This window comes from Streptomyces sp. MB09-01, from assembly GCF_033794505.1.
Lineage (GTDB): Bacteria > Actinomycetota > Actinomycetes > Streptomycetales > Streptomycetaceae > Streptomyces.
In genome coordinates this window covers 6,070-18,008 of sequence record NZ_JARAYQ010000181.1, presented here as the reverse complement: position 1 = coordinate 18,008, position 11,939 = coordinate 6,070, and the positions used below count along the sequence as shown (strand labels likewise).

At 74.0% G+C, this 11,939-nt stretch carries 15 protein-coding genes and 1 pseudogene; 8 read left to right on the top strand and 8 right to left on the bottom strand.

Going from position 1 to position 11,939, the window contains the following annotated elements; translation table 11 throughout:
• Window positions 1–244: 244 nt before the first annotated feature.
• Both PV721_RS30300 and PV721_RS30295 read left to right on the top strand, forming a co-directional pair.
• Window positions 245–661 (top strand): hypothetical protein, encoded by a 417-nt coding sequence (locus tag PV721_RS30300; protein ID WP_319729784.1) that lies wholly within the window; start codon window positions 245–247, stop codon window positions 659–661.
• A gap of 65 nt (window positions 662–726) precedes the next feature.
• Window positions 727–1,566, top strand: a complete 840-nt coding sequence (locus PV721_RS30295) for a MerR family transcriptional regulator (RefSeq protein WP_319729783.1) — start codon at window positions 727–729, stop codon at window positions 1,564–1,566.
• 66 nt (window positions 1,567–1,632) lie between these two features.
• Here PV721_RS30295 and PV721_RS30290 read toward each other — a convergent pair whose 3' ends face one another.
• Complete coding sequence (locus PV721_RS30290) at window positions 1,633–1,929, bottom strand: hypothetical protein (protein WP_037806522.1); 297 nt, start codon at window positions 1,927–1,929, stop codon at window positions 1,633–1,635.
• A 168-nt stretch (window positions 1,930–2,097) separates the two neighbouring features.
• Between PV721_RS30290 and PV721_RS30285 the strand changes: the two genes are divergently transcribed.
• The 4 genes from PV721_RS30285 (at window position 2,098) to PV721_RS30270 (ending at window position 4,929) form a co-directional block, all read left to right on the top strand.
• Window positions 2,098–2,547, top strand: coding sequence for a hypothetical protein (locus tag PV721_RS30285; RefSeq protein ID WP_319729773.1), 450 nt, complete (start codon window positions 2,098–2,100; stop codon window positions 2,545–2,547).
• Between the two features lie 20 nt (window positions 2,548–2,567).
• A complete protein-coding gene (locus tag PV721_RS30280; RefSeq protein WP_319729772.1) occupies window positions 2,568–3,920 on the top strand; it encodes a hypothetical protein in 1,353 nt (450 codons plus the stop codon).
• A gap of 137 nt (window positions 3,921–4,057) precedes the next feature.
• Window positions 4,058–4,477 carry a S24/S26 family peptidase gene (locus PV721_RS30275; protein WP_319729769.1) on the top strand — a complete coding sequence of 140 codons (420 nt, stop codon included), beginning with the start codon at window positions 4,058–4,060 and terminating at the stop codon, window positions 4,475–4,477.
• The gene (locus tag PV721_RS30270; RefSeq protein WP_416371215.1) at window positions 4,414–4,929 is read left to right on the top strand and encodes a GNAT family N-acetyltransferase; all 516 of its coding nucleotides are present in this window, start codon (window positions 4,414–4,416) and stop codon (window positions 4,927–4,929) included. The genes PV721_RS30275 and PV721_RS30270 overlap by 64 nt, the downstream gene beginning before the upstream one ends.
• Here the strand turns inward: PV721_RS30270 and PV721_RS30265 are convergent.
• The gene (locus PV721_RS30265; RefSeq protein ID WP_319729787.1) at window positions 4,916–5,386 is read right to left on the bottom strand and encodes a GNAT family protein; all 471 of its coding nucleotides are present in this window, start codon (window positions 5,384–5,386) and stop codon (window positions 4,916–4,918) included. The two genes, PV721_RS30270 and PV721_RS30265, sit on opposite strands and share 14 nt — an antisense overlap.
• 42 nt (window positions 5,387–5,428) lie before the next feature.
• The gene (locus tag PV721_RS30260) at window positions 5,429–6,403 is read right to left on the bottom strand and encodes a transcriptional regulator (RefSeq protein ID WP_319729767.1); all 975 of its coding nucleotides are present in this window, start codon (window positions 6,401–6,403) and stop codon (window positions 5,429–5,431) included.
• Window positions 6,404–6,518: 115 nt separating this feature from the next.
• On the opposite strand from PV721_RS30260, the gene PV721_RS30255 reads away from it, so the two are divergent.
• Window positions 6,519–6,929, top strand: coding sequence for a DUF3224 domain-containing protein (locus PV721_RS30255; RefSeq protein ID WP_319729765.1), 411 nt, complete (start codon window positions 6,519–6,521; stop codon window positions 6,927–6,929).
• A 16-nt stretch (window positions 6,930–6,945) separates the two neighbouring features.
• Here PV721_RS30255 and PV721_RS30250 read toward each other — a convergent pair whose 3' ends face one another.
• On the bottom strand, window positions 6,946–8,553 hold the full coding sequence (locus tag PV721_RS30250) for a phospholipase D-like domain-containing protein (protein WP_319729763.1): 1,608 nt from the start codon (window positions 8,551–8,553) through the stop codon (window positions 6,946–6,948).
• 441 nt (window positions 8,554–8,994) lie between these two features.
• Here PV721_RS30250 and PV721_RS30245 point away from each other — a divergent pair, with 441 nt between their 5' ends.
• Window positions 8,995–9,597 (top strand): TIGR03086 family metal-binding protein, encoded by a 603-nt coding sequence (locus tag PV721_RS30245; protein ID WP_319729761.1) that lies wholly within the window; start codon window positions 8,995–8,997, stop codon window positions 9,595–9,597.
• Window positions 9,598–9,741: 144 nt separating this feature from the next.
• Here the strand turns inward: PV721_RS30245 and PV721_RS30240 are convergent, their stop codons facing one another.
• The 4 genes and pseudogenes from PV721_RS30240 to PV721_RS30225 all read right to left on the bottom strand — a co-directional run.
• The gene (locus PV721_RS30240; protein ID WP_319729759.1) at window positions 9,742–10,248 is read right to left on the bottom strand and encodes an allene oxide cyclase barrel-like domain-containing protein; all 507 of its coding nucleotides are present in this window, start codon (window positions 10,246–10,248) and stop codon (window positions 9,742–9,744) included.
• Between the two features lie 232 nt (window positions 10,249–10,480).
• Window positions 10,481–10,762 (bottom strand): hypothetical protein, encoded by a 282-nt coding sequence (locus PV721_RS30235; RefSeq protein ID WP_319729756.1) that lies wholly within the window; start codon window positions 10,760–10,762, stop codon window positions 10,481–10,483.
• A 38-nt stretch (window positions 10,763–10,800) separates the two neighbouring features.
• A pseudogene (locus PV721_RS30230) lies at window positions 10,801–11,733 on the bottom strand (winged helix DNA-binding domain-containing protein); the annotation flags it as partial.
• Window positions 11,724–11,939: hypothetical protein (locus tag PV721_RS30225; protein ID WP_319729789.1), on the bottom strand; the 216-nt coding region annotated here is incomplete at its 5' end. The gene PV721_RS30225 and the pseudogene PV721_RS30230, both read right to left, overlap by 10 nt.

Sequence of the window (11,939 nt, the reverse complement as noted above, 5' to 3'; positions counted from 1 at the left end):
GGCTGTGGGCTCCGGGGGCGGCGTGGGGTTGCCGGGCGCGGCGGCTGAGGTCATGGACGGGCACTCCGTACGGGCGTTCGGCGGGCAGGACGCGGCGGCGCGGGACTCCGGAGGTCGCGCCCACCCGTCACCCGCACTGCCGTTCCAATTTCCCACACGCCCCGGCCGCAACGACGGGGGCGGTGTCACCCGGACGCGTGAGGCGGGGAACCGGGCGGGCCGCACGGTACGGCAAGGTGGTCGGATGCAGTTACGCCGGGCCGTGCCCCTCTCCCTCGTCGCGCTCCTCGCGAGCGCCGGCTGTGTCTCCGTCGCACCGCAGGATGCGGCTCCGGTTCCCGCACGCGGTTCCGTCCCGCCCGCCGACGCGCCCGAGCTCCCCACACCCCTGGCGCTGCCCCTGGGGAAGCTGCCCAGGACCGCCGATCACGACCCGGACGCGGACCCGGAACAGGACCCCGGCCCGGAGCCCGCCCCGTCCCCCGATCGGGCCCGCGCCGAAGCGGCGCCGCCCCGGCGGGCGCGTGTGCCGGGGCCCGTGACCGCGCACCCGCGCCGGCGGCCGGCGCCGCCGCCCCGCATGGACGAGCTGTGCGCGGCCGCGGACGGGGTCGTACCGCCGTCCATCGTCGACCTGTGTCTGCGGCAGTACGGCCGCTGACCGTCTCCGCCCCGAGTGCGACGCTTGACCCTCCCCCTGTGTCAGACCTTGTAGTGGAGCCCGTCATGTTCACCATCGGAGACTTCGCCAAACACGGCCGGGTGTCGGTCCGCATGCTGCGTCACTACGACGCCCTCGGACTGCTGCGCCCGGCACGTGTCGACCCGTTCACCGGCTACCGCTTCTACGAGGCCGGGCAGCTCGCCCGCCTCAACCGTGTCATCGCGCTCAAGGAACTCGGCTTCAGCCTCGACCAGGTGGGGACGATCCTCGGCGAGCGGGTGGGCGCGGAGGAGCTGCGCGGCATGCTGCGGCTGCGGCAGGCGGAACTGGAGACCGCCATGGCCGCCGCGGCGGCGCGGCTGGTCCAGGTCGAGGCGAGGCTCCGGACCATCGAAAGCGAGGGAACCATGCCTGCCGACGACGTCGTCGTGAAGAGCCTCCCGCCCGTCCGGCTCGCCGAGCTGACCGGCACGGCCGGGAGTTACGAACCGCAGGACATCGGCCCGGTCATCGGCCCGCTCTACGACGAGCTGTGCCGCCGCATCGAGGAGGCCGGGGTCGTGCCGACCGGTCCCGGCACCGCCTACTACGAGGACGCGCCGGGCACGGAGTCCGGCACGGCGGTCCTCGTCCACGCCGGTCTGCCGGTGGCTGCATCGGTGCGGGCCGAGGACCTCGGGGGCGAGGTGCGGATCGTCACGCTGCCCGGCGTGGAGCGGGCCGCGACCGTGGTGCACCGGGGCTCCATGGACGGCGTACTGCCGACCGCGCAGGCCCTGGCGCGGTGGATCGACGCACACGGCCACCGCCCGGCAGGATACGCGCGGGAGCTGACCCTCTCCTGCCCGCAGGACCCGGACCAGTGGGTCACCGAACTCCAGGAGCCCCTCGCCGCGCCCTGATGCCCTGATGCCTGGGCGCCCGGGCGCCTGGGCGCGCTGATGCCCTGGTGTCGGCGCGCCCAGGCGTCAGGGACGGCGGCCACAGACGTGGGCGCACCGGCGCGCCGTGTCACGTCGCACCGTGCGGAACCGGCGCAGGGTGCTGTGGCCGCGCCGCTTCCACTCCCCCCGCGGCAGGGCGGCCCGCTGACCGCCGCCCGCGATCAGGGCGTTGACCGGGGTCATCGGGTCGGCGGCCATCGCCTTGGCGAACAGGACGCCGACGACGAGCGGGACCAGCGCCACGGCCAGGGCCGAGCCTGCGGTGGTCACGTGCTGCATGCGCGGGCGGACGGTCGCGCTGCGCGGGGCGTCGGAAGTCATGACCCCATTCGACCAGCGGCGGCCCGGCGGGGAATCGGGGCGGATACTCAGGCCGTTGGGCGCAACATACTCAGACGTGCCCATCGGGCCACCGGGCCCATCGGCCGGCACGGCCGCGACGGGCTCGATGGGCGAGGGCGCGTCAGGAGAGCGGGAGGGTGTGGGGCGATGACGGCACCGGGGCAGGGCTTCGAGGCCGCGACCGGCGACGGCCCGGAAGCGCCGCCCGGCCGGCGGGAGGCCGAGCTGCGCACGGCGTACGAGGGGCTGCTGCAGATCCGTCGTCTGGTCAACGGCCCGGCGGGCGCGGCGGTTCCCGCGCCGTGGGAGGTTCGGCAGCCGCCGCGCGCGGTGGCCCTCGTACTGGAAGCGTCGGGGATCACCCCGTCGGCAGTGGACGCGGAGGGCCGGCGTACGCGCACGGGCTACCGCGTGGCCGCCGGGTCGGAGCCCGGGCGGGTGGAGGTGACCTGGCTCGGGCCTCCGGGCGGCGGCGCGGCCGAGGAGGAGCAGGAGCGGCTGACGGCCTGCGCGGCCGTGCTGGAACGGCTGGGCTGGGTCTGCCTGCTGTACCGGGGCCCGCGCCGGCGCCGCTTCCTGGAGGTGGAGCCCCCGTAGCCGCCCCTTAGGCTGCCGCCATGGACTTCGCCGTGCTCGACCGCCGGACCCGGATGCACGAGGAGTGCGTGCCGCCGGGTCTCGTGGACCGGCTCCTCGCCCTCGGACACGCCGACTTGGTACGCGCACAGGCCCTGGCGGAGGACGGCGACTGGTTCTGCGCCCGCGCCTGGGCGCGTCGCCTCGCGGACCGGGGCCGGCCGGAGGAGGCCCTCGCGGTACTGGCCCCGTACGTCGGTACCGGCTGGTGGACGGCGGCCGCGGAGGCCGCCCGCCTGCTGGACGCCGAGGGCCGGGGCGAGGAGGCCATCGCCCTCGTCCGGCCCTTCGCCCGGGACGGGGAACGGTCCGCGCTGCGCGACCTGGCCCTCCTCCTGGCCCGGCACGGGCAGGGCGAGGAGGCGTACGAGCTGCTCCTGCCGCACGTCCAGGACTGGTGGCCGGCCGAGTCCCTCGTCGGGGTGGCCATCGGGCTGGGCCGGGGCGAGGAGGTGGCGGCGCTGCTGGAGGCCCGCATCGCGTCCGGGACTCCGTGCGCGCGGTGCGGCAGCCGGGAATGCGGCGAGCGGTACAGGCAGCCGTTCCATGCGGTGAACCTGCTGGCGTCCGTGCGCGAGCGGCAGGGCCGTACGGACGAGGCGGTCGCGGTGCTGCGCTCCCACGGCTCCACGCCGGTCAACAACCGCGACCCGCTGGCCGAACTGCTGGTGCGGCACGGCCGGATCGACGAGCTGCGCGCGTACGCGGCGGGCGAGGAGCAGCCCAATGCCGTCCGTCACCTGGCGGAGTTCCTGGAAGGCCGCGGCGACGTGGCCGGTGCGGTCGAGGCGTACCGGGAGCACGCGGAACGCGGCCGTTGGCACGCCCCGGCCCTGCTCGCGGAGCGGCTGGCCCGGCACGGGCGGGGCGCCGAGGCCATCGAGGTGGTGCGCGCGCTGAACAGTGCCGAGGACTGCACCCTCGACCTGCTGTGCGGGCTGTTCGCCGCCGAGGGCCGCGCCGAGGAGGGCCTCGCCCACCTCGACGCCCTCAAGGCCCGGCGGGGCAAGGAGGAGTGGGAGCTGTTCCGGCTGAGGGGCCCGCTCCTGGCTGCCTGCGGGCGGCTGGACGAGGCGGTGCAGGAGGCCCTCGCGCACCCGGAGGGCCGCAGCTGGTACGCGGTGGAAGCCCTGGCCGACCTGCTGGCGGGCGCGGGACGCCTCGAGGAGGCCGTCGCCCTCCTGGAAGAGGACCGGCTGGAGCACCAGCGGGCCCTCGGCCCGCTGCTGGTGGAGCTGGGCCGGGTCGAGGGGGCCGTCGCCCTGCTGCGGACGCCGCGCCCCGCCGTCCCGCTGCCGGAGCCGCTGGGCTACAGCGAATGTCCCCCCTTCTGAGGCTTCGCCCTCACCTCGCGCAGGCCCTGGCGCCCCTGGTTTCCGTGTGCCGTGCAGGACGACGGCCCGGGCGGGGCGGAGCTGGTCAGGGAGAAATCCGGTGGCCGGGAACGCTTCCGCGTCGGGAGACTCGCCGGATGGGCATGCTCGACACACAGGCGGACCGCATAGGCCGGGGCGAGACCGTGGAATTCCGGCCGACCGGTGGATCCATGGTGCCGCTGGTCCACAGCCGGCAGCGGGTCCTGGTCGCGCCGGCCGACCCGGCGCTGGTCGAGGTCGGCGACATCGTCCTCGCCCGCGTCTCCGGCACCGTGTACCTGCATCTCGTGTCGGCGGTGGACCTCCCGCGCCGGCGCGTGCAGATCAGCAACAACCACGGCCGCGTCAACGGGTGGACCGGCCACGACCGGGTGCTGGGCATCTGCCTGGCCGTGGACGGAATACCCCGCCCGGCGCGGCGGCCAAGGTGCGCCGGCCCGCGATCCGGCCCGTGGGCCTCGCGACCCGCCGCCTGGACCTGCTCCCGCTGCTCCCCGTGCACACCGACGAGATGAGCCTCGTCCTGGCCGATCCCGCCCTGCACGTCTTCACCGGCGGTGCGCCGCTGTCGCGGGACGAGCTTCGCGCCCGCTACGGGCGGCTCTCCGCCGGCTCCCCCGACCCCGCGACCGTCTGGGCCAATTGGGTGCTGCGCCTGCGCGGGCAGGGACGGCTGGTGGGCACCGTCCAGGCCACGATCACCCCGGCGCGGGGCGTGGCAGAGCTCGCCTGGGTCGTCGGTATCCCTTGGCAGGGCCACGGTTTCGCCTCGGAGGCCGCCCGGGCCGTCACGGCCTGGCTGATGCCGCTGCCCGTCGACCTGCTGGTCGCGCACATCCACCCGGAGCACGCCGCCTCGGCGGCGGTCGCCGCGGGCTGCGGGCTGCGCCCGACCGGGCGGCGGCAGGACGGTGAGGTCCGCTGGGAGTCCGGCGGGGGCCGGGCCGGGCGCGTCAGCCCAGGGTGAGCAGGACGACGTCCACCTCTTCTCCGCGGGCCCGCGCGAAATCGCGCTCGCGGCCGGTGACGGCGAACCCGCATTTCTCCAGCACGCGGATCGAGCCCGCGTTGTCGGCCACCGCCCCGGCGTGCAGCGGGCGGGTGTCCTCCAGCCGGATCAGCTCGGCCAGTGCCCGGGTGGCGATGCCCCGCCCCCAGTGCTCGCGGCCGATCACGTACGTCACCTCGCGCTCCTCGGGCGGTCCGAAGACGGCGGCGTGCCCGACCACCACCCCGTCGGCCAGCACGGTGCGCAGCGTCACCGCGGGGTCGTGGCGCACCTTCGCCCAGTGCGCGTCGAAGTGGCCCCGGTCGTAGTGGTACTTCCTGGTCATCGCCGCCATGTGCTGGAGCTCCGGGTCCGTCAACTGCACCCAGAACACCGCGAGATCACTGTCCTCCGTCTCCCACAGCTCGATCTCCACGTGCGCTCCCCCCGGCCCCGGCTGTTCGGTCACGGCGCCACCCTACGTCGTGTGCCGGGCGTAGCGTCCGGCGAGGGCGGCCACCGTTTCGGCGAGGGCGCGGCGCAGTTCGGGCGGGCCGAGGACCTCGGCCTCCGCGCCCAGCCGGAGCAGGTCGCCGACGGCGACCGCCTCCGACTCGACGGGCAGCAGCACCCGGACCCAGCCGTCCGCGTCGGCCGGGCCGGCTTCGGCGAGTGCCCGGTTGCCGGCCGCCCCGAACTGCATGGGCAGCAGCCGCTGTCCGCGCGGGGACAGGCGCAGCTCGGCGGTCTGCTGGTGGAGTACGGCGTCCAGGCGGCTGGTGGACTCCTTCCAGTACGCGGCGAGTTGGAATCCGGCGGGCCGTTCGAAGTCCTCCGCCGCGGTGTCCACGGCAAGGAACCGGGCGACGCGGTAGGTCCGTACGGCGTCGTCGACCCCGGCCACCAGGTACCAGATGCCGCCCTTGAGGACGAGGCCCAGCGGGTGCAGCTCGCGCCGCACCTCGCCGCGCCAGCGGCGGTAGTGGGCGCGCAGGACGCGCTGGTCCCACACGGCCTGGGCGATCTGCGCGAGGTGCGGGACGGGGTCGGCCTCGCGGAACCAGGCGGGCGCGTCGAGGTGGAAGCGGTCCTGGATCCGCCGGGCCCGTCCGGCGAGTACGGCGGGCAGCGCGGCCTGGAGCTTCAGCTGGGCGGCGGCCAGGTCGGCGCCGAGGCCCAGTTCCCGTGCGGGTCCGGGAGCGCCGGCCAGGAAGAGGGACCCGGCCTGGGCGTCGGTGAGACCGGTGAGACGGGTGCGGTAGCCCTCGGCCAGCCGGTACCCGCCGGCCGGTCCCCGGTCGGCGAGGACGGGGACGCCGGAGGCGCCGAGGGCCTCGACGTCCCGGTAGACGGTGCGCAAGGACACCTCCAGCTCGACGGCGAGCTCGGGTGCGGTCATCCGGCCGCGGTTCTGCAGCAGCAGGAGCAGGGAGAGGAGCCGGTCGGCGCGCATGGATCCCATTGTCCTCCGTACCTGACAGAAGGTGTCAGGTACGGCTGCCAGCCTGGGGCACAGCCTGATGAACCGCCGGGCGGAGCAGACCGTCCGGCCGGCCGAGAGGACAGCCATGCCCACGCCCGTAGAGACCGGTGGCCGCTTCACCTTCGCCGACTGGGAGGAGAACCCCGTCGGATCCGCGGAGGCCGTCCCGCGGCTCGCCCACGCCCGTGTCACCAATGCATTCACCGGTGGGATCGAGGCCGCCGGGACCGCGTGCGACTACACCATCGCCTACACCGGGGAGAACGTCGGCAGCTACAGCGGCATGGAACTGCTGACCGGCAGCGTCGACGGCCGCAAGGGCAGCTTCGCGCTCGAGGAGCGCGGCACCTTCGACGCCGGCGGCACCGTCTGCCGCTTCGAGGTGGTCCCCGGCTCCGCCACCGGGGACCTTGCCGGGCTTTCGGGCTCCGGAGGCTTCACCTACCGCCACGGCGATGCCTCCGTCGCCTACTCCTTCACGTACGACCTGGCCTGAGGACCGGGCGGGGCCGTCAGCCCTGGCAGAGGCCGCGGGCGTAGTCGTACGTCGCGGTGGCCTGGGAGTACCGCCACTGCGGGTCCAGCAGGTCGCTCTTCAGCTGTCCGGCAGCGGCCGGGCTCTCGACGACGTAGCCGAAGTCCTGCAGCCAGGACGGGTACAGGTTCTTGGAGCCGATGTAGAACGCCGATCCGTCGACCGAGACCAGCTTGTGGTGCTGGGCGTACGGCTTGCCGTCCGCCCAGGTCGGCTGGTCGGCGGCGCGGAACGTCGCCAGCTGGAGGTTCTCGCACAGGGCCGTCCGCGCCCGCCCGCCGTCACCGGTCAGGGCCGCCACCCGGCCGCGCAGGGCGTCGCTCACCTCGGAGAGCGACTTGATCTGCGAGTAGCCGCCGCTGCCGATGGTGCCGCGGTTCGCCGGGTCGCTCACGACGATGCGGACCTTCACCCCGGAGACGAGCTTCGCGGCGAGGGCGTCGTAGAGGCGTACGTCGTAGCGGGGCAGCGGCGGGCAGGTGGCGTGCACGTCCTGCTGGGAGATCTCGATGTGCGAGGTGGCGCTGGAGACGAGGGCGCGCAGGGCGCTCTCCTCCGGGTTGACGGTGTCGTAGTCCCGGTCGGCGTTCGTCCTGTCGTACACCCCGATCCCGCACTTGGTGTCGCCGGCCGTGGGCAGGACCGGGCGGAAGGACGAGGTGGGGTCGCTCTGGCGGATGCCCACGCCGAGGCCGCCGACGGCGAGCGCGGGCACGTTGCCCCCGCCCTCCGGGGAGGCGGGCCGGGGAAGGGAGGGCAAGCAGTCCGCGCCGGGCGAGGCGGCGAACCAGACCGAGCTCCAGCTGCTCTTGTTGCGGCAGGTCCAGTCCCACAGGGAGTCCAGGTAGCGGCCCGCGGAGCCCGCGGCGGGCCCGGACAGTGCGAGGTCGACGTCGCTCACCGGGTGGGAGGTCTCGAGGTAGTCGTCCTTCCAGCTGTTGATGCCGCCGGTGATCACCGAGCTGCCGTCCACCACGACCAGCTTGGAGTGGTTCCAGGAGAACGCGGTCTTCGAGGTGGTCATCGACGCCACGTTGAGGGTGATGTTGCCCGCTGCGGCCGGGCCCAGCTTCGCGAGCAGCTCGTCCCGGTACGACGACGGGATCACCGTGGAGTGGTAGATGGGCGCGGCGCCGACCAGGATGCGCACCTTCAGCCGGTTGCCCTTCTGGGCGGATTCCCTGAGGCCCGCGACGATCGCCTCCTGGTAGCCGCCGTTGGGGAAGGGTGCCAGCGTCGATATGTCCACCGTCTGCCGGGCACCGGCGATGTCCTGGCGCGTCTTCTCCAGGAGACGGCGCGAGCCGGGCCGGTCGGCGCACGTGGCGTCGCCCCAGCAGCCGGGGGTCTGGAGCAGCCAGTCGGCGCCGCCGGGGGTGGAGGAGCCGAGCCGGTTGCCGGAGGTGCGTTCCCATACCGAGCCCTCCAGGCCCGGCGAGACCTGACGCAGGGTCTGCTCGACCGAGTCCAGGTGCGGTGTGGGCGCATCCGCGGCGGACGCGGGGGCGGTGGCGCCGAGGAGGGAGAAGCCGAGTGCGAGGGCCGAGGTGGAGACGAGGGCCGACGTACGGACGGTGCGTGCCAATGTGGTTCCTTGACTGGGGGGTGGCTCTGGCCGGGAGCGTGGTCGGCCACACCTCCGACCTTGATCAACTCCCGCAAGTTACCAGCACGTAGCCCTCTGTTCACCTGCCTCGGGCGAGTTCCGGCCACCCGGACCGGGACCGCCCGCCGACCGCCCCGCACACCGGCCGGAACGGCGCCGAATCCGGCGGGCTGCCGCACTGGTCGGTGAGGTACGGATGAATGCGCCCGAGACTTCCCGGAGGGTGCCAGGGAGCGATGCCACCGCCGCACGCGCGCTGCCGCAGCGCCGGCTCCCGCCCTCCCCAGCCTGCCGGACCGGCCCGCCGGCTTCGCTCCGTCGGAGCCGTTCTGCACGGGTGAACATCCGGTCCGCGTCACGATGAGTACGGGCTCCCCCGCCGGTCTACCCTTCAGACCCATCGCCCCGAAGGAGCGGCAAATGCCCCATATGACGACTCTCGACCTCGGACCACAGACCCGGATCGTGGCCCGTCTCGCGGCAGGCGTCCCGGACGCCCGGCTCGCCGACCCGACGCCCTGCCCCGAGTACGCGGTCAGCGTCCTGCTGAGCCACCTCGCAGGCCTCGCCGTCGCCTTCCGCGACGCCGCCCGCAAGGACCTGGGCCCCACGACCGACACGGCCCCCGACCCGGCCGCGTCCTCCCTGCCCGCCGGCTGGCGCGAGGAACTGCCGCGGGTCCTCCGCGAGCTGGCCGAGGCCTGGGGGGATCCAGCCGCCTGGACCGGCATGACCCGCGCAGGCGGCGTCGACCTGCCCGGCGACATCGCGGGTGCGGTGGCCGTGGACGAACTGGTGCTCCACGGCTGGGACCTGGCCCGGGCCACCGGCCAGGAGTACGCACCCGATCAGGCGGCGCTGCGCGCCTCGCACGCGTTCCTCCTGGCGGCCTCCGAGGACGAGAGCCGCGGCGGGGGCATCTTCGGCCCCGTCGTGCCCGTACCGGACGACGCCCCGCTGCTGGACCGGGCAGTCGGGCTGAGCGGGCGGGATCCGGCTTGGACACCTCCGACGTCCCCGTGATGCAGGCCGCCGGGCCGGGCGTCCACCCGGAGCGCACAGCGGACGGCCCGGATCGAGCCTGGTGGCGGCGGCGCAGTGGGACCACGTGCCGGTGGGCCGTGCCGTGGACGGGCCGGCCCTTTCACCGGGATGGGGCAGGATTGGTCAGCGCTGGAGGTCGATCGTGAAGCGCCTCTTGCCGGTGGCGATCGTGTCGGCGTGGACCGAGCCACGAGCCCGGTCGAATTCCCCGGTGCCACCGGTGATCCCGTTGTCGAACGACGGGGGAGGCCCCACGTTGAGATGGCCGAAGACCATCCCCTGCACGGAGAGCTGGCCGCCCGGCAGGGTGTAGGTCACGACGCACACCTCCGCTCCGCCCTCGCCGACCCGGGTGGTGGTGCAGGTGCCGCCGGTCTCGCCGAGCTTGATCTTGTCGTCCTTGTCGTAGAGGTCCGAGCGGAAGACGGTCCGATCGCCCTGGGCGGGGCTGCCGTCGGAATTGACGGGGAAGCGCGTCTGCTGCACGAGCCGGCCGATGAGTGTGATGACCCGGTGTTTGTCCTTGCCGTGGGTCGAATCGGTGTCCGCCGCGGCGGCGGCCGCGACAGGGGCGCAGGCCAGAACCAGCGCAGTGGCCGTGCCGAGACAGGCTGCTCTGATGGGGCGCATCGTGTGGCTCCTGAGATTGATGCTCATGGATGGTCAGGTGACGAAACGGTCATGCGATTTCATTCATAACCTCGGCTCCGCCCCGCCCGGAACGTCCCGGCGCGACCCACCGGCACATCCGACCGATCGGACCAACCCGGCCCGTGCGACGGCCGGCCCGACCGACCGTCCGGATGCGTCGTCTGCTGACGCCAGCCTCTTGTGAAGGTGGCTGAGGCATCGGGACCGCGAGTCACAGGCTGCGGATGGCCTCAGTCAGGTCGGGGCCGTAAGAGGCCCAGCAGACCACTGAGCCGTCAGTGTCGAGCCGGCCCATGAACCACTCTCCGCCGTCGAGCACGAGGCACAAGTCGTGGAACCCGAGGATGACCTCGGGCCGGAGGGTCGTGTATGCGCTCCGGCCCGGTTCCTCGACGACCACGAGCCGGTCGAGGGAGAGTGCGGTGGCGCTTCGGTCCTGTGAGAGCGTGCGTACCTGCTCGATCGTCCAGCCGGTGGGGAGGTGTGAGGTCACCGTCGCATGATCTCAACCGCTGGCTGCATGTCAGCGGGTCAGGCGTGGGGGCCCACCGTGACCTTGCCGAGTGTGAGGTCCGCAGTTCCCTCGAGCATCGCGCCCGTACGTTCCACCTGTCCGTCCAGTGCACGGCGGTGGGCCGCGTTCAGTCGGCCCGCCGGTTCCACGGTGAGCGCGATGCGGCGGCCCGTGCGGCGCTGGTGCCAGACGCCGGCGACCGTACCGTCGATGAGGAGGACGGGGTAGTTGCCGGCCTGGCCGCCGGCCAGGGCACGGGTGGCCAGAGCGCCGGGGAAGAGCAGTTCGCGGGGCCGGCAGGCGACGACGTACGCGTCGAAGTAGGGCAGCAGTCGCAAGCCGCGCGCCGGTTCGTCCGGGAAGGCGGTGTCGCCGGCGGCGACCCATGCGCGGCCGGACGCGAAGGCCACGGGCTCGATGCGGTCCCCCTCCGCGAGGGAGGCGAAGAGCGCGGTGGCCCAGGCCTTGGGGGCGGCGAGCCAGGCGGCGAAGTCTTCGGGGGTGGCGGGTCCGTAGGCGCGCAGGTAGCGGTTCACCAGCTCGTGCAGCGACCGGGTGGGAGGGGAAGGGGTGCACCCGGGGTTGGTGTACGTGACCTTGCGGCCCCGATCGCGGCCGAAAGCCAGCACTCCCCGCTGGGCAGCGGTGTGCGTCACCTGCCGCCAGCGCGGCCACAGGGTCTGGAAGGCGGGCATGACCGGGTCCGCGGCCCAGGAGCCGGTCCGGGCCACGATCGCCTCGGTGAGCTGGTCCACCGTCAGTTCGGCTCCGGTCAGCGCGTCGCCGATCGCTGCGAGCACCTCGTCCGTCTGGGCGGCCGTCATCCGGGCTTCGGGGCTCAGGGTGCTGGGGCGCGCGGGCAGGGCGGAGAGAGCCCCGGTCCACCAGGGCAGGTCCTGGGCGGGCAGCAGATGGATGGTGCCGCGCGGGCCGAAGGTCTTCACCAGCGTGCCCGATCGCGGTCCCGGGTCGTGTCCGCGGGCCGGGTCGTGTCCGATGGCTGGATCGTGTCCGCGGGCCGGGTCGTGTCCGCGGGCCGGGTCGTGACCGGGGAGCAGCTCGTGTCCAGGGACCGGCTCGTGTCCAGGGACCGGCTCGTGTCCAGGGACCGGCTCGTGTCCAGGGACCGGCTCGTGTCCAGGGACCGGCTCGTGTC